Origin of the sequence: Rhizobium sp. BK529, from assembly GCF_014194105.1 — a bacterium.
Classification (GTDB): Bacteria; Pseudomonadota; Alphaproteobacteria; order Rhizobiales; family Rhizobiaceae; genus Rhizobium.
The window spans coordinates 1-21,777 of record NZ_JACIAU010000001.1 but is presented as its reverse complement, the minus strand read 5'-3'; the positions used below and the strand labels follow the sequence as shown (position 1 = coordinate 21,777).

The following is a 21,777-nucleotide window of genomic DNA, read 5'->3' as shown; positions in this document are numbered from 1 at the left end:
TTGCGGCAGCATCTCTTGCTAATCGGCTTCGACGAGATATCGCGTCAGCTCGGCGCTCGACATTTCGCGAGCAAGGCTTGCGGCCTGACCAGCCCACATATTGCTGAAATCCGACCTTCCTTCCTTTTCAGTTACCGCCCTCAGCGGCGCAAGCGCACCGCCGGCGGTCGGGAACGCCGGTGCGGTCTGCGACAGCGGGCCGATCTCCCGCATGATACGGTTGACGATGCCGCGTGCCGGACGACCTGTGAAAATGTTGGTCAAGGCGGTATTGTCGTCCCGCGCCGATTTCAACGCCTCGCGATGGAAGGCGGTGATCCTCGCTTCCGGCGTGAGCAGATAGGCCGTACCCACCTGAACGGCGGACGCGCCGAGTGCGAAGGCAGCGCGGACACCCCGTCGGTCGCTGATGCCGCCAGCCGCGATGACCGGCACAGAGACGGCATCGACGATCTGCGGCACGAGCGCCATCGTACCAACCTGCGTTATCATGTCGTGATCAAGGAAATTGCCCCGGTGTCCGCCGGCTTCCAGCCCCATGGCGATGACCGCATCGACACCACGCTCCACCAGCCAGCGCGCCTCCGCAACGGTCGTTGCCGAAGCGATGATCTTCGCGCCGGTGCGCCGCACGCGCTCCAGCAGATCCGGCGCCGGCAATCCGAAATGGAAGCTGACAATTTCGGGACGGTAGCTTTCCACGAGCACACAATAATCATTATCGAACGGCGCCCGTCCCGCCGCTGGAAGCGGTGCGGCAGGATCGAGCCCCAGTTCGACATAATAAGGTGTAAGCACGGTGCGCCACCGCATTTGGGCAACGGGATCGGCTGCCGGATTGGCGTGCACAAAGAAATTCACATTGATCGGCTTGGATGTCGCCGAGCGTATCCGGTCGAGAGCCGCTTTCGTCTGCTCGATCGTCAGCAATGCAGCAGGAAGTGACCCGAGGCCGCCGGCTTCGCTCACCGCGATAACCATCTCAGCCGTGGTCGCACCCGCCATCGGTGCCTGAATGATGGGACGCTCGATACCGAAAAGCTCGATGATACGATTGTCCTGCCAGTTACCCATGACACGATGCCTCTGCATTTCATTGCCCGCAAAGCGAATGGCGGCCTTGCGGGGCCGCCACTACACTATTTCTATTTCGCAGCCTTTTGCGCAAGCTGCTTGCGATATTCTGGCACAGGCAGGCCGCCCACACCCCAGCTCTCCATCTCGATTTCATCGATGACGACGAAGGTACTGTCATGCGGCTTGCCCATGATGTCGAAGAGCAGATCGCTGACGCCCTTGATGAGGGCTGCTTTCTGCTCCAGCGTGGTGCTGCTTGCGCCGGGAGCCGTGCCTTCACGCGTCACCTTGATATTCACATAAGGCATTGTCGTTCTCCTTGAAGGACGGTCGCTGTAGAGCGCTCCGCCCATTGCCTCCCTTGCTTACCAACGGCCGGCGTGCTGGCCGCCATCGACATTCAGCGTCTCGCCTGTTACGAAGCCGGCATGCTCGAGATAGAGCACGGCGTCGACGATTTCGCTGACCTCACCCATCCGGCCGACCGGATGCAACGCGCTCAGGAAATCATGCGTTTCCGGAGCGTGCATCGGCGTACGGATGATGCCGGGTGCGACTGCATTCACGCGGATACCACTCTTGGCATATTCGATAGCAAGCCCGCGGGTGACGGCATCAAGCCCGCCCTTGGTCAGCGTCGCAAGACCTGAGGGAACATTAGCGAGCGGTTGGTCCACAAGGGCAGTGGTGACCTGAACGATGTGCCCGTGGCCCTGCTTCGCCATCTGCGCAAGGGCGAACTGCGTGATATGGAAGAAGCCGCCGACGTTCACATTGATCACGTTGTTGAAGTCTTCGACCGTATAGTCGGTAAACGGCTTGCCGACGAAAATACCGGCATTGTTGACCAGTGTATCGACGCGACCGAAACGCTCGACAGCGGTCTTGACGACCTTCTCCGCTACCGCGCGATCGCCGATATTGCCGGGTACCGCGACGATGCCTTCATCTGACGAGGGCTGAATGTTACGGGAGTTGGCGACGACCGCATAGCCTTCGTTGCGATAGGCTTGGACAATGCCGGCGCCGATACCCTGCGAAGCACCGGTAATGATTGCAACTTTCTGTTCATTGCTCATGATATGTCTCCTTGGAAGATAGGCGCTTTGCGCCACGTATGAGATGCTCAAGCCGTCACGTCGACAGTGAGCGGTTTGCCTTTTTCGAAGAGCCTCAGGCGGTCCTCGAGATTGAAGACGGAAAAGCTGTATGCGAGCTGGTCCTGATTTTCGCGGAAGTGCACCCAGCCTTCGTTGTGCGCGGGCACAAGCAGCGCGTTCGGGAAGGCATGCGCCGCCTCCAGCGCGTCCTCGCTGCCCATAGTCATGTGGAAGCGGCCACGGGGCTCGGCTGCGCCCGTAAACAGCAGCACGACTTTGGGAGAAAAGAGCCGCGCGACCTCGGCCGTGCCCTCGTACCAGACCGTGTCGCCGGTCACGTAGAGAAGGTCACCCGGCTTTTCGCGGCCGAGCGCGAAACCGACGACATCACCCGAAATCGGCTCGATACCGACAGGGCCGTGGCGGGCCGGCGTTGCCGTGATCAGCAACCGCTCACCATCGGCGCCTTCCAGCGTGACGGTTTCGAACGGATCAAGTCCGAGCGCATTGCCGCCCAACCGCCCTGCTCCGGCCTTGGTTGTATAGGTGGTACCCACGGTCGGCAGCATTGCCCGGCCGGCACTGTCGAGATTGTCGAGGTGCTGATCGTGGCTAAGGAGGACTGCGTCCAGCGGGCCAAGTTCCTTGGCCGACAGGGCCGGACCAGACGTCTTTTCGAAACGCACAGGCTTTTCCCTGTAGAGGCCCGGCGGGTCGAACGTTGGATCGGTGAGAAGCCTGAACGCGCCATATTCGATCAGCACGGTCGGCCCGCCGATGAGCGTGAGCTTGAGACTGGAAGATGTCATGTAGGCAACCTTTCTGTTCTGAGGTCGCCATCTATCTAGTCCCGTTCCTTTCTGCGGAAAATTTGCTATTCTTTGCCAATGGCTGATAAAAAACGCACAGAGCCGGATTGGCAGGACATCCGGGTTTTTCTCGCCCTTGGACGGCACGGCAGCCTGTCGGCAGCCGCCCGAACCCTGCGTGTCAACCACGCGACGATCGCCCGAAGGCTTCATTCACTGGAGGAAACGCTCGGTGAAAAACTCGTCGAGCGCCGCCCGGACGGCTATGTTCTGACGCCTGCGGGAACGCGCGCGCTGACAGCTGCAAGCGATATGGAAGCCTCCGTGCAAACACTTGGGCGCGGCTGGAAGGATGACACGCCGAAGGGCCTTGTGCGCATCAATGCCTCACCTGCACTTTCGCAAGGTTTTCTGATCACCCGTCTGGCGAAGATCACGATGCAATTTCCAGGACTCGATATCGACCTTGCGACAGATTTGCGCACCATCAGCCTCGAACGCCACGAGGCCGACATCGCCATCCGCCTGGGAAAACCACAGGACGGCGATCTGATCGCCAAGCAGCTCGCGACGATCGGTTACGGCTATTATGGAACGCAGGAGATCTGCAGACAGATCGAGGATGGCGCAGAGCCGGTCTTCATCGGATTTGACGAAGTGAATGCCTATGTGCCTGAGGCGGTCTGGCTGGCCCGCCATTTTTCGCATGCACGCCTGTCCTTCCGTGCCAACAATCAGCTATCCCAGGCAATGGCTGCCAAGGCGGGCGCCGGTCTGGCGCTCCTGCCCCATTATCTTGGCCGCACGGAAACAGATCTTTGTTTTTGCCCGCTCGAACCTGTCCCGCCGCCGCGGGAAGTTTGGCTTCTTACCCGCCGCCAGCATCGCAAGGATCTGCCGATCCGGACCGTTGCCGAATACATCACCAAAATATTCGCGACGGAACGTGCCTTGTTTGAGGAATAAGACTGCGAGTTTCTATCCCGCAGCCGCATCTTATCAGAAGGACAGATCGAGCACGCGGCCTTCGAAAAGGCGATCCCTCGAACCCTCGAGATGGGCGCGCATCAGGTCGCGGGCGTCCTCTGCCCGGCCCTCGGCGATCGCTTTGTAGATCTCGTTGTGCTCCTGATACACCTGCTCCAGACCCGGCCGCGGACCGAGCAGCGAAAGCCCATGCAGATGCATGCCGACAGCAATATGCGCTTTCAGCGCATCCATGGAGGCCGTGTAATAGTGATTGTTGGCGGCCTCAGTGACTGCGCGATGGAAGACGAAATCGGCATCCACCCGATGCAGCTGATGGCTCGTCGCTTCCCGCAGATCTGCAAGTGCTGCGGCGATCTTCTGGATCGCGGCATCGTCACGGCGCTTGGCGGCGAAATAGGCGGCCGCCGGCTCTATCGTCAGACGGAACTCGTAGCAACGCTGGATATCGGCAATCGTCTTGACCGGCGAATAGGCAAGCTGCGCCGCCGGTGAGCCATGCGCGCTGACGAAGGTGCCGGCCCCCTGCCTTGCGTAGACGATCCCCTGCTCGCGCAGGCGTGCCAGCGCATCGCGCACGATGGGGCGCGAGACACCGAGCAGCGAGGCCAATTCGTGCTCACCCGGAAGGCGGGAATCCGGCGGGTAATTGCCGGCGCGGATGCGTTCCATCAGCTGGTCGAAGACACGATCGACCAGCTTCACAGCCCTGCCGCGCTCCGGCCGCGCCTGAGGCGCAGCTTCCGGATTTACCGATCCGCCATTCGCTTCATCCACTCTCATTCTCCCCGCTGGCATCCGTTACGCCGCCTGATTCCGAACGATCAGTCTTAGCAAACTATCGGAATTGCCAAAGCCCCCCGACTTGACGGCGCATCGAAATTGCCGCCCGTTGACATCCCTTACGTCGAACCAGGGAACGCCGGCCTCGATTTCCCCCTTCGGCAACAAGACTGTAACGCCCAGTTCGCGAAAAACGGCGAGCGCAGTATCACCGCCCCCCACCATGATCATATCCGGCCTCGTGTCATCTATGACCGATTTCACGCCCTGCGCAAAGCGAGCGGCAACGAGGGCTGCATTGCCCTGCATCTCCCCCGTGCAACGCAGGAGCGCCGGCAGCGCCAGCCCCTCGCCGCTTTCGACTATACCCATGGGCGCATCGACGACGATACGCAGCGCCTGCGAAGCTACGAGACGGTCCATCTGCACAGCCGTAATCGGATCGCGTGAACCGAAGGCAAAGAGTGTCTTCCGCGTGGTCGGAAATTCCGGCGCGACCCGTGCCGCCTCCCCGAGCCGGCGCGCGAGCGCAGAGCCCAAGCCGCGGGCACCGACAGCAAGCGTCGAAAGCCAGTCGTTTTCGGAAACGATCATATCGAGATCGGCGTCATCCTCGGCATCCGCGATATTGACGTTGCGGCCATATCCGGAAAACAGATCGGCGATCGGCAAGGGATGCTCGACGCCGCGCCCGACCACGCAACCGCGATAGGTGATGCGCTCCTGATCGGGAATGGCCGGTGCCATCAGGATATTCTTGAGGCCAAGCATGTCAGCCAGCGCAATGCTTTCGGCCGCGACATTGCCTTTCAGCCGGGAGTCGATCTTCTTCATGAAAATGGCCGACCCCGCAGAACTCAGAGCTTCGGCTGTCGCCCGCACGCGCGCGACAGCTTCTTCCTCTGAAAGGCCACGCGAAGCCGTATTGACGACGACGACTTCAGCACCGGTTTCAAGTGCCTTGCCGACCGCCTCGACATCGATCGCGACAGCCACTGACAGCCCGGCCTCCATAAAGGGGGTTCCCGTATCGAGCGAGCCGGTAAGGTCGTCGGCAATGATGGCGACTTTCAGCGTCATGAGGCCTGCCCCGGATTGACGGCATGACAGGCAACGAGATGGCCGGGCTTCGCTTCCTTCCATTCCGGAATGATTTTGCTGCAAACCTCCATCGCGATCGGGCAGCGCGTATGGAAACGGCAGCCTGTCGGCGGGTTCAGCGGGCTCGGCACATCGCCCTGCAGAATCTGGCGTTTGCGGCTGCGCTCCAGCTCCGGATCGGTTTCCGGCACGGCCGAAAGCAGTGCCTTCGTATAGGGATGCAGCGGATTGTCGAAAAGCTCTTCGCGTGTCGCAAGCTCGGTCAGGCGGCCGAGATACATGACGCCAACACGGGTGCTGATATGGCGCACGACGGCGAGGTCATGGGCGATGAAAAGATAAGTCAGGCCATATTTTTCCTGGAGATCGAGCAGCAGGTTGATGATCTGCGCCTGGATCGACACATCGAGTGCGGAGATCGCCTCGTCGCAGACGATGAACTTCGGCTGGCAGGCAAGCGCTCGCGCAATGACGACGCGCTGGCGCTGGCCGCCGGAAAGCTCATGCGGATAACGCTGGGCAAAGCGCGTCGGCAGGCCGACATCGGTGAGCAGTGCGGCAACCTTGTCCTTAAGCTCCGCCTTGGTAGCAAGCTTGTGGAAGAGGATTGGTTCACCAATCGCCTCGCCGACTGTCATGCGCGGGTTCAGCGTCGAATAGGGATCCTGGAAGACGATCTGCAGGTCGCGGCGGAAGGGCCGCATCTGCTTTTCATCCAACGTCGCAAGGTCCTGGCCCTTGTAGACCACCTTGCCGCTCGTCGCCTTGTAAAGATTGAGGATAGTGAAGCCGGTCGTCGATTTGCCGCAGCCCGATTCACCGACAAGGCTCAGCGTCTCGCCTTCCATGATCTCGAGATTGACATTGTCGAGGGCATAGACGGTTGCGGAGCGCTCGCCGAAAGCACCGAGCTTGACGTGGAAATGCTTGACGAGATTTTCGACCTTCAGGAGCGGTTGGGCACCCATCACGCAGCCTCCTGCATTCTCTGGACGACAAAACAGGCGGCGCGATGTGCGCTGTTGCCGGAAACCGGCTCAAGCCGCGGCACACGCTCATGACAGACCGCTTCGGCTAGCGGGCAGCGCGGCGCAAAAGGACAGCCCTTGGGGCGGCGACCGGGCTCCGGCGGCGTACCACCGATTGAGGAGAGACGGCTTGCCGGCGCGTCCGAGAGCTTCGGAATCGAGGACAACAGGCCGCGCGTATAGGGATGGCTGGGACGAGCATAGAGCTCGTCCACCGGCGCATCTTCCACGACCGTACCGGCATAGAGCACGGCGACGCGATCGACGAGGCCGGCGATCAGCGCGAGATCGTGGGTAATCCAGACGACGGACATGCCGAGCTTTGCGCGCAGATCCTTCACCAGATCGACGATCTGGGCTTGGATCGTCACGTCGAGCGCGGTCGTCGGCTCGTCGGCGATCAGAAGCTTCGGATTACAGGCAAGGCCGATCGCGATCATCACGCGCTGACGCATACCGCCGGAAAGCTCATGCGGATAGGCCATCAGCCGCTCTTCGGGGCCGGGAATCCCGACGAGGCGCAAAAGCTCGACGGCGCGCGCCCGCGCGTCCGCCTTCGACATCTTGCGATGATAGATGAGCGGTTCGCAGATCTGGTCGCCGATGCGCATGACCGGATTGAGCGAGGTCATCGGATCCTGGAAGACGAAGCCGACGTCGCCGCCACGCACCTTGCGCAGGTCGCGGTTCGACATCTTCTGCAGGTCACATCCGTCGAACGTCGCAGAGCCTTTCGCCACCTTGATCTTGTTCGGCAGGAGCCGCATCAGGCTGAGCATCGTCAGGCTCTTGCCGCAGCCGGATTCACCAACGATGCCGAGCGTCTCGCCCTTGTTGACGTAGAGATCGATACCATCGACGACGACAGCGGGGCCGCGGCGCGTATCGATCTCGATGGTGAGATCCTTCACATCCAGCAGGCGTTCATTGGTCGTTGCGTTCATCATTTGCCGCCCCGCGGATTGAGTGCGTCGTTGAGGCCGTCGCCGAGGAAGCTGAAGGCTACCGAGGCAAGACCGAGCACGGCCGCCGGAGCGGCGAGGAGATGCGGATAATGCTGCCAGACGCGCAGGCCGTCCGAGATCATGTTGCCCCAGCTTGGCGTGGGCGGATTGACACCGACTCCGAGGAAGCTGAAGGCGCTTTCCAGCACCATGGCGGTACCGAGACCGGCGCTGACGGAAACGATCAGCGGACCAAGCGCATTCGGCACGATATAGCGCAGGATGATCAGCGAGTTGGAAAGGCCGAGCGCTTGTGCCGCCATGATATAGGGACGATTGCGGATCGATAGAACCTGAGCGCGGACGAGGCGCGCATAGGGCGGCCAGGAGATTAGCGCCATCGAGCCGAAGACCAGGATGAAATCCACCCAGACCGTCTGGCGATAGAAGGGATTGAGGGTCGCAAGATACTGCGCCTCCATCCATCTGGTGATGGGCGTCTTCAGCGATGCATTGATGACGACGACGAGAAGCAGGTTCGGCACAGACATCGTCACATCCGTCAGCCACATGATAACCCGGTCGAAGGGATTGCCAAAAAAGCCGGCGATGGCGCCAAGCAAAAGCCCGATCAGCACCGCGATGAACGTGACGATGACGGCAACGAGGAAGGCCGTGCGCGTGCCGAAGACGATACGGCTGAAGACGTCGCGCCCGAGGTCGTCAGTGCCGAAGAAATGCGCCAGTGACGGCGGTGCGTTGCGCGAAGCAAGATCCTGGCTGAGATAGTCATAAGGCGTCAGCGCGGGGCCGAAGATTGCCGTGAAGGCGAGGATCACGATCACGATCAGGCCGAAGATCGCAAGCTTGTTGCGCTTCAGGCGATGCCAGGCATCGCGCCACAGGTTGACCGACGGCTCCTCGGCCGTGTCGATCGTCGAAAGAGGAATAGCGGACATGATCAGCGGCTCCTTCTGGAATCATTGGCGCGCGGGTCGAGCAGCGGATAGAGCACATCGACCAGCAGGTTCGACACCATGACCAGGAAGGATCCGATCAGGGTAATCGCCAGAATGACAGGATAGTCGGAATTGGTGAGCGCCTGCACGGTCAACCGCCCAAGGCCCGGCAGACCAAAAACGAGCTCCACGAAAATGGCGCCATTGACGATTGTGATCATGATGAGGCCGAGCTGCGTGACCACGGGTGTCAGCACCGGCCGCAGGATATGCCTCAGCGCAACCACGATTTCCGGCACGCCCTTGGCCCGGGCCGTCCGCACGAAGTCCTCCGAAAGCACCTCGATGACGGCGGCGCGCGTCTGACGCACGATGAGCGCGATCGGCTGGAAGGAAAGCACGATGAGCGGCAGAATGATACGCACGTCGAAGATACCGCCCCAGCCATAGGGCACTCTGATCATCGGCAGCAGCACGATGAGGCCGACCATCAACAGCGGACCGGCGACATAGGCGGGGATCGCCCAGAGGAAAAGCGCGGTACCGGTGATCGTGTAGTCGACGCGGTTGTTCTGGTTCAGGGCGGCGAGCATGCCGAGCGGGATCGCAACGACAGTGGTCAAGATAATGGAACAGAGCGCCAGCTTGAAGGAAACAGGTGCGGCGGCCGAAACCATTGCCCAGACTGAGCGGCCTGACGTCAGCGAGTTGCCGAACTGACCATGCAGCAGGTTCCAGATGTAATAGCCGAACTGCTCGACGAAGGGATTGTTGAGGCCAGCACTTTCTCGGATCGCCTCGATACGCTCCGGATTATAAGCGACATCGCCCGGCGCACGAAGAAAGATCAGCTTGATCGGATCGCCCGCACCGTAGAAAGCCATCGCGTAGACTGCCATCATTACGACCAGGACGGACGGAATCCAGATGGCAAATCGCGTTAGTATATAACGAAGCAAGACCACCTCCCACCTTTTATCAGGAGCGTTTTCCCGCAAGCTGTGCGGATCGCGCGTACCCTTCTTTAACTTGCGCGAAGACCTTTCGGCCTTCGCGCGGTTGCTTGAGCTATTGAGAATTGACTAGCGGTCTCAATCAGCCGATCGATACGTCCCACGGAGCGACGACCTGCCAGTCGAGATTCTTTTCCATGGCCTTGACCTCCTTGCTCGCCCAGCGGGACATCGCCTGAGAATACCACGGAATGAACACCCAATCGTCGCGGAACGCCTTCTGGGCTTCTTGCGCGAGTTTCACGCGATCCGGATCGTCGGCAGCCTTGGTTGCAGCTTCTGCAAGCAGACTGTCTACCTTATCGTTCTTGTAGTTGCCGAGTTTGTTCTGGGCGTGGGACGAGGTGGAGGCGATGCAGCCGGTGAGATAGGAGACGGCATCGGGAACGCGTGTGCCGACGTCGTCTCGCAAGATCTGCACCGCATTCTGGTTCGGTCCGCCATCCTGCTGCGGCTTCATGTCGACGGACGTTATCCCGAGGTTCTGTCGCCACTGTTCGGCGATGAACTGCGCAGCAGCCTGGATGGCCGGACCCGAAATCCCGACAAACATAAGCTTAGGAAGACGATCGGGTCCGCCATAGCTCGATTCAGCAAGCAGCTTCTTGGCCGCTGCCGGATCATACGGATAGGGCTCGAAGCCGGAATTGTCCGCACCGGGAACCGAATTCAGGATCTGGTCGGCCTTCTTGTGTGGCCCATCCGGATAAGACGCCTTGAACAGGCCGTCACGATCGACCGCCATGATCAAGGCTTGGCGAACCTTGGGATCGTCCATCGGCGCGCGCGAAGTATTGAACCAGAAGTGCTGGCTGGTCGGGATGAGCGGGCCGGCAGAAAATTCCGGGCCGAGATCCTGAATGATCGTCGAAGTGACGAGTTCGGTATGAGCATTATATTCGCCGGACTTGATCAGCGAGGTCGCGGTGACATTGTCTTCGATCGAGCTGATCTCGATGCGGGCGAGCTTCGGCTTCGGCCCGAAAAAATTCTCGTTCGGCTCGAAGGCCACCGTGCCGGCGTCGATATCGAGCTCGGTCAGTTTGAAGGGGCCTGAATAGACGGCGCCACTGTCAGGCTTGTACCAGTCGGCCACTTCCTCGCCATCGCTGCCGTGCGATTGGGAGGCTTTTGTGATCGGCACGATATGGTTGGCAAGGCGCATGAAGAAGATAGGGTCGGCTTCCGAAAGCCTGCAGACGACAGTCGATTCATCAGGCGTGGAAACGCCGGTCAACTCGTTTGCGGAGCCGGCGGAAACTTCCTTATAGCCGGCAACCTTGCTCAACACCTGATCGACGCGCTGGTTCTTGGTGCCGGGCATGGCGGCAACCTCCCATGAGCCTTTGACATCGGCCGAGGTGATCTTGCTGCCATCGGAAAAAACTGCCTTTGGGTTGATCTTGAACGTCCACACCTTCCTGTCCGGCGAGTTCCAGCTCGTGAAGACGTAGGGCTGGATTTTGCCGTCGGCGTCGAAATACATCGGCGAGGCCCACCAGAACGAGTTCCAACGGAAGGTTCTGCCGCCGCCGCGCAACGGCGACCAATCCTGGTCGAAGGCTGGATTGATAGCCTTCAGGACCTGCCCGTCTTGCGCCATGACGATGCGAGCGCTCGCACCGAAGAGCGAGAAACCGACGCCGGCCGCAAGCCCGAGCTTGAGCGCGTTACGGCGGGAAATCTGCGAAAAGTCTTGTTCATTACCAAATGTCATTTGCTCCTCCTGGCAAATAGCGCGCCCTTTCGAAAGACCTCCCCGAAGCTGCGCGGCAGAGACCAGACAATCACTTCATAATGTAAACATGTCAATGAAAAATCTCAGATAAAGCCATCGCATCGGCCGAGAAAAATTTTTCTCTTTTAAATTCAATATGTTGAATAACAACAAGAATAAAAGTAAAATTTGTTAGATTGACAACAAGGCGGCACTAAGATGAAAACCGGGGCGGGGAACATGCCGCGAAGGCATAGTTCGACGAGGAGTATCTCTTGAACAATCACAAGATTACAGGCGTCTATAGCGCCGCAACCACCCCTCTTAACGCCGACGGCAGCCCCGATCTCGGACTCTTCACTGAACATTGCCAGCGGCTGATCGAAGAAGGATGCCACGGAGTGGCACTGCTCGGAACAACGGGGGAAGCCAACTCCTTCTCTTCTGCTGAGCGCCGTGTAATCCTGGAAGCCGCGCTGACGGCTGGCCTTCCCTCCGACAAGCTCTTGCCAGGCACCGGCGTCGTCGCCATTCCCGAGACAGTCGAACTAACGAAGCACGCGCTTTCGCTCGGCGTTACCAAGGTGGTCATGCTCCCGCCCTTCTACTACAAGGGCGTCTCCGACGAAGGCCTTTTCGCCGCATATGCGCAGATTCTGGAGAAGATCGGCGATAGCAGGCTTCAGGTGATCCTCTATCATATTCCGCAGGTTTCGGGCGTTCCACTTTCCATCCCGCTTATCAGCCGGCTGGTTGAAGCATTTCCGCAAACAGTCGTCGGCATTAAGGAATCTGCGGGCGATTTCAATAATATGCAGGCGATCGTAGCAGCCTGCCCCGGCTTCTCTGTACTCTGCGGCGCCGACCCGCTGCTGCTGCCGCTGCTGAAGGCGGGCGGCACCGGTTGCATTACCGCCACCTCGAACCTGGTCGCAAATTCGCTACGCACCGTTTACGATCGCGTTCATGATGAGACGAGGAGCGCAGAAGTTGAGACCGCGCAGGCACGTATCAATGCCTTTCGCACCCTATCGAACTCCTATGTCCAGATCCCGACGATCAAGGCCATGGTTGGCCTGAAAACCGGCAATGCCGGTTGGCGGCGCACACGCCCGCCGCTCGTACCGCTCAATGATCGTGAATATGCGGAGCTCGCCGAAGGTTACGCAAAACTGCCTTAAGGAGGATTACATGCAATCGACAGGCTTAAAACCGGAAGAAGTTCCGTCGCTGATGGACGGTATCCTCAGGGCAAATACCGCGCAGGCCGGCCGCTTTGATGCTTATCTGCCCTCCCCCTGCGTCCAGAACCACGCCGCCAATCTCGCTTTTCTGGCGGATGGAACCCTGACGTGCGTCTGGTTCGGCGGTACAATGGAAGGTATGGGCGACATATCGATTTACATGTCGCGACTGGCACCCGGCGCCGAGCAATGGACCGAACCGGTGAAAATGTCTGACGATCCGGCAAAGTCCGAGCAGAATCCCTTGATTTTCAATGCGCCGGATGGTCGTGTTTGGTTGCTCTATACCTCCCAGACATCTGGCGATCAGGATGGCGCAGTTGTCAAATGCCGGATCTCGGAGGATGGCGGCAGGAGTTTTGCTCCTCCCTCTGTACTCTGCGATCTGCCCGGTACGTTCGTGCGCCAGCAGATTGTTGTCAACGGCAGGGGCGAATGGCTACTCCCGATCTTCCGCTGCGGCAGCCTGCCCGGTCGGCGCTGGAGCGGTGACGCGGACACGGCAGGCGTTATGATCTCAGGTGATGGAGGAAAAACCTGGAAGATCAAAGAGATAGATAACAGCCTGGGCGCGGTGCACATGAATATCGTACCGCTTCAAGACGATAGAATGACCGCCTTTTTCCGTGATCGTTATGCGGAGAATGTCCACTCATCTTTGTCTTCAAATCAGGGCCAAACCTGGAGCACGCCAAAGCCGATCGATTTGCCCAATAACAATTCGTCGATCCAGGCAATAAATCTCCGAGACCGAAGGATCGCGATGGTTTACAACCACAGCAACGCTGCTTCCCATGACGCGCGGCGCCAATCGCTTTATGACGAGGTGGAAGGTACCGGAGCGCCTGTTTCGGAGACTTCCGTTGCAACCGCCAGAAAGGCAGTATGGGGCGTTCCGCGTGCCCCGCTAAGCCTTGCAGTGTCCAGTGATGACGGTGCGCACTTCGAGCGTAAGCTCGACCTGGACACCGGCGACGGATACTGTTTGAGCAACAACTCGAAAGACCTGCTGAACCGCGAATTCTCCTATCCCTCGATCGCCCAGGGGCCGGACGGCACGCTTCACGTCGCCTACACCTATTACCGGCGCGCCATCAAATATGTCCGTCTTCCGTTGGGCTCAATCGCCTAGAGGTTAGCAGAATGGGGAGAAGCGTGGCGAGCGCCGATGCGAAAGCGATCAGCGCTTTAGAGCGAACCTCGGACGAACTCTTCGCATGGTGGGTTGAAAAGCTCGCTGAGCAGTTTGCGAAAGACCGGTACGTTGCGACAGACCTGTTCGCTAAGCAGGAAACACCAAAACTTATTCTCGCCGTCAACAGGCGGCGTAACCAATTTGCATCATCGACGGCCTAGTCCGTCGCGCATCGGGGAGGACCGCATATGGTCAGTTTGGATTCACCTATTACCGTTATCCGGCCGCACCTGATCGAATTCGGTCTCGAAATCGCTGGGAAGCTGGGCGGCTGGGCAGCAAACAAGGGCTATTCCCGAACGCTGGTCATCTCGGACGCGTTCAATGCAACGCGCGTCGATCTCCTGCAGTTGAAGGGCGAGGTTTCGGTCTTCTCGGACGTGACGCCTGAGCCGGATATCGCCAATCTCGACAAAGTACTCGCAGCTGCGGAAGCCGCACACGCCGACCTCATCGTCGGCTTCGGCGGCGGCAGCGCCATGGACCTTGCAAAGCTCGCTGCCGTACTGGCTGGCTCCTCGCAGAGCTTGCGCGATGTCGTCGGTCCGAACAAGGTGCAGGGACCGCGAAAGGTCGCGCTCGCACAAGTGCCAACAACCTCGGGCACGGGCAGCGAAGCCGGCATTCGTGCGCTGGTTACCGACCCGCAGACACAGGCGAAACTTGCGGTCGAGAGCCTTCATATGCTCGCCGATATCGCCGTCATTGACCCGTCGCTCACCTTCTCCGTGCCGGCCCGTACAACGGCAGCAACGGGTGTGGATGCCATGGCGCATTGCGTCGAGGCCTTTACCAACCGCAAGGCACACCCGATGATCGATATCTACGCGATCGAGGGGACGCGGCTCGTCGGCAAATATCTCGCTCGTGCGGTACGCGACGGTTCGGATGCCGAAGCCCGTGCCGGTCTTTCGCTCGCTTCGCTCTATGGCGGCTTCTGCCTCGGGCCGGTCAATACGGCAGGCGGCCATGCTCTCGCCTACCCGCTCGGCACCCGCTGGCATGTTGCCCATGGTGCGGCCAACGCGCTAATCTTCCCACATGTTCTTGCCTTCAACACCCCGGCCGTACCCGAGAAAACGAGAGCGGTCATGGCCGCACTCGGCTATGAAACCTCCGATACCGTAAAATCGGTTTTCGATGCCGCCTATGCCTTCTGCGCCGAGCTTGGCATTGAGATGACCCTTTCGGGTCTCGGCGTGCCGCAAAACGATCTCGACGCCATGGCCGACGATGCTTTCGCCATCCGCAGGCTTCTGGATAACAACCCGCGCGAGCTGACGCGCACTGACATACGCTCGATCTACGAAGCAGCCTATTGAGGCGGGGCTTTCAAGAGGAATTTGACTGATGGACAGGAATGCAAAAGTCGCAGTAACCCTCGGCGATCCCGCCGGTGTCGGCCCTGAAGTGATCGTCAAGGCGCTGGCCGCACTGCCCGCAGATGAACGCCGCGACTTTGTCATTGTCGGCAATACCGAAGCGCTGGAACGGGCCGCACGCGCGACCGACATCAGCCTCAAATTCGGCGCCACCGCTTCTGAAAATGGCACCACGATCGCCGTAGACGAAGTTGCGCTCGACGCCCCCCTCCCCGAGATCGGCAAGGTCAGTCCAGTCGCCGGTGATGCATCTGTTCGTTACATCGCCCGTGCCGTCGATCTCGCCATGTCGAAGGAAGCCGACGTCATCGTCACGGCGCCGATCAACAAAGAAGCCATGAACCTTGCCGGCCACCATTACGACGGCCATACGGGTCTCCTGGCGCATCTGACCGGCTCGAAGAGCTCCTTCATGCTGCTCGCCTCCGAGCGACTGAATACCATTCACGTTTCGACTCATGTTTCGCTAAGGGGCGCAATCGAACGTGCCAAGACCGAGCGTGTGCTGGCAACGATCGAAGCCGGTCACAACCACTTCATGCGCCTCGGCAAAAAGGCACGCATCGCGGTCGCCGGTCTCAACCCGCATTGCGGTGAGAACGGCCTCTTCGGAACCGAGGATACGGAATTCCTCGCGCCTGCCGTCGAGCTGGCGCAGGCCAAGGGCATCGACGTTGTCGGCCCGATTTCCGCCGACACAGTCTTCGCGCGCGCCTATAACGGCGCTTTCGATCTGGTCATCGCCCAATATCACGATCAGGGCCATATCCCGATCAAGCTGGTCGCCTTCGAGACCGCCGTTAACGTCTCCCTCGGCCTTCCGATCGACCGCGTCTCCGTCGACCACGGCACCGCCTTCGACATCGCCGGAACCGGCCGCGCCAACCATGTCAACATGCTCTCGGCCATCGCCTATGCAAGGCTGATGGCAAAGTCGCCGCGCGGGGCAGCGCTGGTTTCCTGAGCAACTGCATTCCAAATCTCAGCCCTTGGCCAAGCCCCCTTGAGAGCGGGCTTTTCCGTCGGCTGCCATCCCATTTAGGGTACGCGCGCGGATTGGCGGCCACTTTTTCTACCAGACAGGATACAAACTCCTATCGTGACCACCGCGCTATCAGTTGGTCGGTATTCGCCAGCACCTTGCGGACAGCGTTACGCGCCATGTTCGGTCGCTGCAATCGGATGTTTTTCTCAATATTTTCATGAAGTTTCAGCACATATCGCAAGTCGTCTTCTTCTCGCGTGACATGAGTGAAGAGGTGGTTCAGGGCCGATTCGATCAATACGCCGAGCGGCACCAGCAGATCGTTTCCGGAGGCGCGCAAGATCGCGATATGAAATCGCGTATCGGATTCTGTTCGCTGCTGGAGTGATGTCGCCTGACCCATGTCATGCAGGGCTTGACTGATGGCCTTCATTTGCTCCTCAGTTCGACGCTCCGCAGCAAGCGCTGTTGCTTCCGGCTCGATCATATGCCTGAGTTCTTGCACAGTTCTTAGGAAGGCTTCCCGATCGGGAGACGCGGCATACCAGCCCAATACATCTCGATCCAGCAGGTTCCATCGCTCCCTGGGCTCGACCCAACTGCCGATTTTCGGACGGGAGGAAAGCAGGCCCTTGGCCATCAGCATCTTGATCGCTTCGCGCACCGCTGAGCGGCTGACTTCATAGACTTCTGACCATTTGGCTTCGTTAGGCAGGATCGTGCCCGGCGGGTAGTCGCCGCGCACGATTCGGAGGCCGATTTCGCCCGCCAATGACACATGAACACTCGCTCCAGCCATGCGGGGAGCATTTGGGCGCCTTGTGGTGGCCAAGTGGTCAACCGTCACCACCCCGACCGAAGCCGTCGCCTTTCCCGATTTCCTGTCAGGCATTTACGTCTACTGCCTCAGCATTCTTTCGACTGTCTGCACGTACTATCAAAACAATCGTAATAACGAGGAAGTCGCCTGCGATTGACTCTGACAAAAGGGCGCGGAATTCAGGGCGCGTCAAGCCCTCCGGATCCTTCGATCCGTCTCGTCAGACAGTCGGCGCACCCTGGGTGCGCCAAACCGTGAGCCTACTTTTGAATGCAGGTATCCACTGTATCCTTCGTGCACTCGTCGAGCCCGGTGAATACCGGATCATCAACCGTCTTGCCGGCGATAAGATCCATCATCACCGAGGGAGCCTTGTAGCCCATCTCGAAGGGCCGTTGGCCGACGAGCGCAGTCACCAGGCCTTCCTTCGCAATAGCAACCTCGTCGCCGATCGTGTCGGCGGCACCAATGACGAAATCGTTGCTGCCGATCTTGGCCGCCATCGGCTTGAACAGGTCGCGATAGGGTTGCGGCGCGCCAAACAATGGCCAGCCACCCATGATACCGAATGCGTCCAGGTCAGGATTGGCCGCGAGAATATCGGTCATTGCCTGAACCCCCTTGGCGCCGTCGTCATTGGTGAACACCGGACAGCCGGCAACTTCCGTCCAGCCGCCCTCGCCTTTCAGCGCGGTGAGGCCTTTCTGGCCGGTGAGTGTATCGCGCATACCTTGCGCGCGGCGTAGAATATTGTCTGCTCCAGGATTGCCTTCAATTGTGCAGATCTTACCGCCGTTCGGCTTTGCCTTCTTGATGTACTCGCCGATCCGTGCGCCCATGAGGTAGTTGTCCGTGCCGAGATAGGTCTTGCGTAACGCTGAATCCTCGGCTGCAAGATCGGCATCGAGTGTCATCACCGGAACCGTCGGATTGGCGGTCTTCAGGGTCTGGGCGATGAGCTTTGCATTTGACGGCGAAATTGCGATTGCAGCCGTGTCGGCCTTGCCCAACACATCTTGAACGATCTGCGCCTCGCCAGCTTCATCAGATGTCGATGCCGGACCGGTGTAGAAGCATTCGTATTCGGCCGTAGGGTTCTCCTTGTTCCACTTCTGGCATCCTTGATTGATTGCTTCGAAGAACGGATTGTCGAGGCCTTTGACGACGATGACGAGTTGCTTCTTAGCCAGGGCCTGCCCAGCGGTCAGCGCTAAAACTGCGGCAGTAAGTAGTAATGCCTTCCTCATGGTTTCCTCCCTTGAAACAGACGGGCACTGCGTGCCCGCCATCCGATATCAACCCGGATACCAGACGACGCGAGGCTCCACCTTCGAACGCTCGTATTGCCACGCCGAGTCGATAAGCTTTTCGAGATCATAGTGTGGCCGCCAATTCAGCAGGTATTTCGCCTTGCTGTTGTCCATCCAGTTGGAATGAAAGCGGCTTGGTATCTCGACAGAGCCGAGATTTCGCGTGCGCGACAGGTAGGCGGCCACTTCAGCATAGTCGACAGGCCGATCCATGCAGATATTGAAGAGCTGCCGCTCCGCCCGAGGATTGTCGATCGCTGCCAATATTGCAGACACGAGGTCATCGACATGCACGAAGTTGCGTTTTAGGGGACGACCGTCAGCATCGAGCAGCAATGGCACCGTACCCATGGCTGCGTAGCGCCGCGCGGCTTCTTCGGGAACGAGCGTCTTCCAGTCCGGGCCGCCAAAGACGTCGTCTCCGAAAGACAGCGAATATTTGAAGTCGTCTTTTTCCATGATCCAGGGCGCACGCAGACAACAGCCATTAAGGCCGTACTGAATGCCGAACTGCTCTAGCATCACCTCTTCCAGCACCTTGGAAAGCGCATAACTTCCTGGATAGGCACAATGGCGGACGCTCTCGGTAATTGGGCCGTCATGGCGATAATAGAAATGCCCTATGCCTGCATCCCCGCCGATCAGGATGACCTGGCGTGCAGTGACGCTCGTGCGAAACTCCTCGAGCAGCCAAAAGAGGCCCTTGACCGCAACATCCATGATGTCTTCAGGGGTTTCCTTGCAGGTGGCAAGATGGACGACATGGCTAGCGCCACGCACCGCAGCAGCCGCTACGTTGCGATCGGCGATCGAGCCGCGAATGACTTCGACACGGTCGGTCGCCTCGCACAAACGGTTATGACAAAGCGCGCGAATACGGGCTTTGGAAAATCTCGGATCGTCAAGCAGCCCAGCAATAAAGCGCTGCCCGACCTTGCCCGTCGCACCGGTAACAAGGATCAGCATGCTCTCTCTCCCAGCAATAGCTAATATTCGAGCACGACTTCCGTCAATTGATATTTGTCTGACAAAACAGATTTTTGCTACAATAGGCCCAGCACCCAGGACAATGAGTTGACGCTCTCGTCCGGTTTTGCGTAAATGCTAATAATCGCCTTTCCTGGGAGGATATTGGAACGGCGAATTCGCTTCAGCCTTGGGCCGAAATAAATTCGGGTTTGGAGCGGCGGAATAGCTGCAAGTTTTGGGAGGCCGGGAGGCTGGTGGCAGTTCTTGAACTCACCAATATTTCCAAACATTTCGGTGCCATCCAGGCTGTCAACGATGTTTCGTTTTCGCTTGAAGCGGGGCAGGTGGTCGGCCTTATGGGTGATAACGGAGCCGGTAAATCCACGTTGGTTAAGATGATTGCCGGCAATTTTCGGCCGAGCCACGGAACCATGCGTCTCGATGGCACCGAGATCGTGCTTCATCGGCCGAAAGAGGCTCGCAAGCACGGCATAGAGATCGTTCATCAGGATCTGGCGCTCTGTAACAATCTTACCGCGGCGGCGAACGTGTTTCTCGGACGAGAGCTGCGCCACGGCGTATGGCCTCTTCGCATCCTCGACTACAAAACCATGTACAAGCGCGCCGGGGAGATCTTTCGCGAGCTCAAATCGGAGACGCGGCCACGCGATCTCGTCAAGCAAATGTCAGGTGGCCAGCGGCAGGCTGTCGCCATCGCTCGCACGATGCTGTCGGAAGCGAAAATCGTGTTGATGGACGAACCGACAGCGGCGATCTCCGTGCGCCAGGTGGCCGAGGTTCTGAACTTGATCCGCCAATTGCGTGACCGGGGCATTGCCGTTGTTCTGATCAGCCACCGCATGCCCGACGTCTTTTCGGTCGCGGACCGCGTGATCGTGATGCGACGAGGCAGAAAAGTAGCCGACAAGCCAATTGCGGCAAGTTCGCCCGAGGAAGTGACGGGACTGATTACCGGCGCCATCGAACAGGTGTGATTGATGCGACCCGTTGCGGCAGGAAAGAAGAAGGTCGACGATGGCGATTACGCTTGATCAGACGATCGGACAGAAGCAGCGAAGCTGGCTTGGAGCCGTTCTGAGCGGTCAGACATTCTGGGTTCTCATCGCGGTCATTTTCGCTTGCATTTTTCTGTCGATGGCGACGGACTCCTTTGCAACGGCGAAGAATATCTACAACATCACCCGCAACGTCACGTTCGTCGCCATTATCGCCCTGGGCATGACACTGGTCATCATTACCGGAGGTATCGACTTGTCCGTCGGCTCCGTGCTGTGCCTGTGCAGCATGGTGCTGGCAGTCGTCATGCATGCAGGATATAGCATTGAAATCGGCATTGCCGCCTCGGTCGGGACTGCCCTTGTGGTGGGTGCGTTCAACGGCCTGTTAATTGCCTATCTCGGTTTTCCACCATTCGTCGTCACGCTCGGCATGCTTTCGATTGCGCGCAGCCTGGCGATGGTTGCATCCAACAACACTGTGGTTTTCCAGTTTGGGCCCGATCACGATAAACTGCTGGCGCTGGGTGGCGGCGCCTGGCTTTTCGGCATTGCCAATCCAGTGCTTTACATGGTTGTGCTGGCACTCGTGACCGGTTTTGTGCTGCGCTGGACGAAGTTCGGCCGCTACGTTTTTGCCATCGGCGGCAATGAGCATGCCGCGACACTGACGGGCGTTCCTGTGCAAAGGATTAAGGTCATCGTCTATATGATTTCCGCCCTCTCGGCGGGGATTGCCGGCATCATCCAAACCGGCTGGCTCGGCGCTGTCACCACGAATATCGGCGCCGGGATGGAACTTCAGGTCATTGCCGCCGCGGTTATCGGCGGCGCCAATCTCGCCGGCGGCGTCGGCACCGCCTTTGGGGCGCTGATCGGCGCAGCACTCATCGAGGTTATCCGCAACAGTCTTGGCCTTCTCGGCATCAACGCATTCTGGCAAGGTAGCTTTATTGGCGGGGCAATTGTGCTTGCCGTTCTCTTCGACCGAATCCGTAACCTGCGGCGGGACGAGTAAGCATACCGCAGACAACCGAAAGCCCTCCGAGATGGAGGGCTTTTTCGTCTTGGCCTCTAGGCCCGCTTGGTGCGAGCTTATATGTAAAGAGGGAAGCTCGGATTTGTTTTGCGGCTTTTCGGCTTGGGCCTTCGGGTTATGGTGTGCAGGAGGAGGAGCTAGCATTGGAGCGAAGATGATGCTTTGCGCCGGCGATAACAGATGATCTGTGTCTGGATTGGGCAGGGTTTGGTTGCGGGGGCAGGATTTGAACCTGCGGCCTTCAGGTTATGAGCCTGACGAGCTACCGGGCTGCTCCACCCCGCGTTATCCAGGCGACG

The 21,777-nt window shown here is 59.1% G+C and carries 23 protein-coding genes and 1 tRNA gene; 9 read left to right on the top strand and 15 right to left on the bottom strand.

Features of this window, described 5'->3' with window-relative positions; translation table 11 throughout:
• Positions 1-18 precede the first annotated feature (18 nt).
• The 4 genes from FHX08_RS00120 to FHX08_RS00105 form a co-directional block, all read right to left on the bottom strand.
• Entirely contained in the window at positions 19-1,074 is a 1,056-nt protein-coding gene (locus FHX08_RS00120; RefSeq protein ID WP_184327342.1) for an NAD(P)H-dependent flavin oxidoreductase, read from the bottom strand.
• 71 nt (positions 1,075-1,145) lie between these two features.
• On the bottom strand, positions 1,146-1,385 hold the full coding sequence (locus FHX08_RS00115; protein WP_132653265.1) for a tautomerase family protein: 240 nt from the start codon (positions 1,383-1,385) through the stop codon (positions 1,146-1,148).
• A gap of 57 nt (positions 1,386-1,442) precedes the next feature.
• Positions 1,443-2,156 carry an SDR family NAD(P)-dependent oxidoreductase gene (locus FHX08_RS00110; RefSeq protein ID WP_184326758.1) on the bottom strand — a complete coding sequence of 238 codons (714 nt, stop codon included), beginning with the start codon at positions 2,154-2,156 and terminating at the stop codon, positions 1,443-1,445.
• Between the two features lie 47 nt (positions 2,157-2,203).
• Entirely contained in the window at positions 2,204-2,986 is a 783-nt protein-coding gene (locus FHX08_RS00105; RefSeq protein ID WP_184326757.1) for an MBL fold metallo-hydrolase, read from the bottom strand.
• A 78-nt stretch (positions 2,987-3,064) separates the two neighbouring features.
• On the opposite strand from FHX08_RS00105, the gene FHX08_RS00100 reads away from it, so the two are divergent.
• Positions 3,065-3,952, top strand: coding sequence for a LysR family transcriptional regulator (locus FHX08_RS00100; RefSeq protein ID WP_184326756.1), 888 nt, complete (start codon positions 3,065-3,067; stop codon positions 3,950-3,952).
• Between the two features lie 33 nt (positions 3,953-3,985).
• Here FHX08_RS00100 and FHX08_RS00095 read toward each other — a convergent pair whose 3' ends face one another.
• The 7 genes from FHX08_RS00095 to FHX08_RS00065 all read right to left on the bottom strand — a co-directional run bounded on the left by FHX08_RS00095 (position 3,986) and on the right by FHX08_RS00065 (position 11,518).
• Complete coding sequence (locus FHX08_RS00095; protein ID WP_184326755.1) at positions 3,986-4,750, bottom strand: FadR/GntR family transcriptional regulator; 765 nt, start codon at positions 4,748-4,750, stop codon at positions 3,986-3,988.
• 24 nt (positions 4,751-4,774) lie between these two features.
• Positions 4,775-5,836 (bottom strand): four-carbon acid sugar kinase family protein, encoded by a 1,062-nt coding sequence (locus FHX08_RS00090; protein ID WP_184326754.1) that lies wholly within the window; start codon positions 5,834-5,836, stop codon positions 4,775-4,777.
• Positions 5,833-6,825 carry an ABC transporter ATP-binding protein gene (locus tag FHX08_RS00085; RefSeq protein ID WP_184326753.1) on the bottom strand — a complete coding sequence of 331 codons (993 nt, stop codon included), beginning with the start codon at positions 6,823-6,825 and terminating at the stop codon, positions 5,833-5,835. The genes FHX08_RS00090 and FHX08_RS00085 overlap by 4 nt, the downstream gene beginning before the upstream one ends.
• Positions 6,825-7,829 (bottom strand): ABC transporter ATP-binding protein, encoded by a 1,005-nt coding sequence (locus tag FHX08_RS00080; protein WP_409527399.1) that lies wholly within the window; start codon positions 7,827-7,829, stop codon positions 6,825-6,827. Before FHX08_RS00080 ends, FHX08_RS00085 begins: the two co-directional genes overlap by 1 nt.
• Complete coding sequence (locus FHX08_RS00075; RefSeq protein WP_184326751.1) at positions 7,829-8,788, bottom strand: ABC transporter permease; 960 nt, start codon at positions 8,786-8,788, stop codon at positions 7,829-7,831. The genes FHX08_RS00080 and FHX08_RS00075 overlap by 1 nt, the downstream gene beginning before the upstream one ends.
• 2 nt (positions 8,789-8,790) lie before the next feature.
• Positions 8,791-9,747, bottom strand: a complete 957-nt coding sequence (locus FHX08_RS00070) for an ABC transporter permease (RefSeq protein WP_184326750.1) — start codon at positions 9,745-9,747, stop codon at positions 8,791-8,793.
• A 136-nt stretch (positions 9,748-9,883) separates the two neighbouring features.
• Positions 9,884-11,518, bottom strand: a complete 1,635-nt coding sequence (locus tag FHX08_RS00065) for an ABC transporter substrate-binding protein (protein ID WP_184326749.1) — start codon at positions 11,516-11,518, stop codon at positions 9,884-9,886.
• A 275-nt stretch (positions 11,519-11,793) separates the two neighbouring features.
• Here FHX08_RS00065 and FHX08_RS00060 point away from each other — a divergent pair, with 275 nt between their 5' ends.
• From FHX08_RS00060 to pdxA, 5 genes are read left to right on the top strand one after another with little or no spacing between them, the layout of a single operon-like run.
• Entirely contained in the window at positions 11,794-12,699 is a 906-nt protein-coding gene (locus FHX08_RS00060) for a dihydrodipicolinate synthase family protein (RefSeq protein ID WP_184326748.1), read from the top strand.
• A gap of 10 nt (positions 12,700-12,709) precedes the next feature.
• On the top strand, positions 12,710-13,894 hold the full coding sequence (locus FHX08_RS00055; protein WP_184326747.1) for an exo-alpha-sialidase: 1,185 nt from the start codon (positions 12,710-12,712) through the stop codon (positions 13,892-13,894).
• A 23-nt stretch (positions 13,895-13,917) separates the two neighbouring features.
• Positions 13,918-14,118, top strand: a complete 201-nt coding sequence (locus FHX08_RS00050) for a hypothetical protein (protein WP_184326746.1) — start codon at positions 13,918-13,920, stop codon at positions 14,116-14,118.
• Positions 14,119-14,145: 27 nt separating this feature from the next.
• Positions 14,146-15,279, top strand: a complete 1,134-nt coding sequence (locus FHX08_RS00045; protein ID WP_184326745.1) for an iron-containing alcohol dehydrogenase — start codon at positions 14,146-14,148, stop codon at positions 15,277-15,279.
• A gap of 28 nt (positions 15,280-15,307) precedes the next feature.
• Complete coding sequence (pdxA, locus tag FHX08_RS00040) at positions 15,308-16,303, top strand: 4-hydroxythreonine-4-phosphate dehydrogenase PdxA (RefSeq protein ID WP_132653251.1); 996 nt, start codon at positions 15,308-15,310, stop codon at positions 16,301-16,303.
• A gap of 130 nt (positions 16,304-16,433) precedes the next feature.
• Here the strand turns inward: pdxA and FHX08_RS00035 are convergent, their stop codons facing one another.
• A complete protein-coding gene (locus FHX08_RS00035) occupies positions 16,434-17,216 on the bottom strand; it encodes a FadR/GntR family transcriptional regulator (RefSeq protein ID WP_132653250.1) in 783 nt (260 codons plus the stop codon).
• Between FHX08_RS00035 and FHX08_RS00030 the strand changes: the two genes are divergently transcribed.
• Positions 17,149-17,301 (top strand): hypothetical protein, encoded by a 153-nt coding sequence (locus FHX08_RS00030; RefSeq protein WP_165911876.1) that lies wholly within the window; start codon positions 17,149-17,151, stop codon positions 17,299-17,301. The genes FHX08_RS00035 and FHX08_RS00030 overlap by 68 nt on opposite strands.
• A 103-nt stretch (positions 17,302-17,404) precedes the next feature.
• Here the strand turns inward: FHX08_RS00030 and FHX08_RS00025 are convergent, their stop codons facing one another.
• Positions 17,405-18,391 (bottom strand): substrate-binding domain-containing protein, encoded by a 987-nt coding sequence (locus FHX08_RS00025; protein ID WP_132654252.1) that lies wholly within the window; start codon positions 18,389-18,391, stop codon positions 17,405-17,407.
• Positions 18,392-18,439: 48 nt separating this feature from the next.
• Positions 18,440-19,420 (bottom strand): NAD-dependent epimerase/dehydratase family protein, encoded by a 981-nt coding sequence (locus FHX08_RS00020; RefSeq protein ID WP_132653249.1) that lies wholly within the window; start codon positions 19,418-19,420, stop codon positions 18,440-18,442.
• 200 nt (positions 19,421-19,620) lie between these two features.
• Here FHX08_RS00020 and FHX08_RS00015 point away from each other — a divergent pair, with 200 nt between their 5' ends.
• Together FHX08_RS00015 and FHX08_RS00010 are read left to right on the top strand one after the other, a co-directional pair.
• On the top strand, positions 19,621-20,418 hold the full coding sequence (locus FHX08_RS00015) for an ATP-binding cassette domain-containing protein (RefSeq protein ID WP_245508291.1): 798 nt from the start codon (positions 19,621-19,623) through the stop codon (positions 20,416-20,418).
• 40 nt (positions 20,419-20,458) lie between these two features.
• Positions 20,459-21,457, top strand: coding sequence for an ABC transporter permease (locus FHX08_RS00010; RefSeq protein ID WP_132653247.1), 999 nt, complete (start codon positions 20,459-20,461; stop codon positions 21,455-21,457).
• 229 nt (positions 21,458-21,686) lie between these two features.
• On the opposite strand, the gene FHX08_RS00005 is transcribed toward FHX08_RS00010, so the two are convergent.
• Positions 21,687-21,763, bottom strand: a tRNA-Met gene (locus FHX08_RS00005).
• Positions 21,764-21,777: the final 14 nt, after the last annotated feature.

Coding starts and splice junctions, on each gene's coding strand:
- FHX08_RS00100 (WP_184326756.1), top strand. CDS start 3,065: ATGGCTGATAAAAAACGCACAGAGCCGGATTGGCAGGACATCCGGGTT.
- FHX08_RS00075 (WP_184326751.1), bottom strand. CDS start 8,788: ATGTCCGCTATTCCTCTTTCGACGATCGACACGGCCGAGGAGCCGTCG.
- FHX08_RS00055 (WP_184326747.1), top strand. CDS start 12,710: ATGCAATCGACAGGCTTAAAACCGGAAGAAGTTCCGTCGCTGATGGAC.
- FHX08_RS00090 (WP_184326754.1), bottom strand. CDS start 5,836: ATGACGCTGAAAGTCGCCATCATTGCCGACGACCTTACCGGCTCGCTC.
- FHX08_RS00025 (WP_132654252.1), bottom strand. CDS start 18,391: ATGAGGAAGGCATTACTACTTACTGCCGCAGTTTTAGCGCTGACCGCT.
- FHX08_RS00020 (WP_132653249.1), bottom strand. CDS start 19,420: ATGCTGATCCTTGTTACCGGTGCGACGGGCAAGGTCGGGCAGCGCTTT.
- FHX08_RS00120 (WP_184327342.1), bottom strand. CDS start 1,074: ATGGGTAACTGGCAGGACAATCGTATCATCGAGCTTTTCGGTATCGAG.
- FHX08_RS00115 (WP_132653265.1), bottom strand. CDS start 1,385: ATGCCTTATGTGAATATCAAGGTGACGCGTGAAGGCACGGCTCCCGGC.
- FHX08_RS00080 (WP_409527399.1), bottom strand. CDS start 7,829: ATGAACGCAACGACCAATGAACGCCTGCTGGATGTGAAGGATCTCACC.
- FHX08_RS00085 (WP_184326753.1), bottom strand. CDS start 6,825: ATGGGTGCCCAACCGCTCCTGAAGGTCGAAAATCTCGTCAAGCATTTC.
- FHX08_RS00010 (WP_132653247.1), top strand. CDS start 20,459: ATGGCGATTACGCTTGATCAGACGATCGGACAGAAGCAGCGAAGCTGG.
- FHX08_RS00035 (WP_132653250.1), bottom strand. CDS start 17,216: ATGCCTGACAGGAAATCGGGAAAGGCGACGGCTTCGGTCGGGGTGGTG.
- FHX08_RS00110 (WP_184326758.1), bottom strand. CDS start 2,156: ATGAGCAATGAACAGAAAGTTGCAATCATTACCGGTGCTTCGCAGGGT.
- FHX08_RS00045 (WP_184326745.1), top strand. CDS start 14,146: ATGGTCAGTTTGGATTCACCTATTACCGTTATCCGGCCGCACCTGATC.
- pdxA (WP_132653251.1), top strand. CDS start 15,308: ATGGACAGGAATGCAAAAGTCGCAGTAACCCTCGGCGATCCCGCCGGT.
- FHX08_RS00105 (WP_184326757.1), bottom strand. CDS start 2,986: ATGACATCTTCCAGTCTCAAGCTCACGCTCATCGGCGGGCCGACCGTG.
- FHX08_RS00065 (WP_184326749.1), bottom strand. CDS start 11,518: ATGACATTTGGTAATGAACAAGACTTTTCGCAGATTTCCCGCCGTAAC.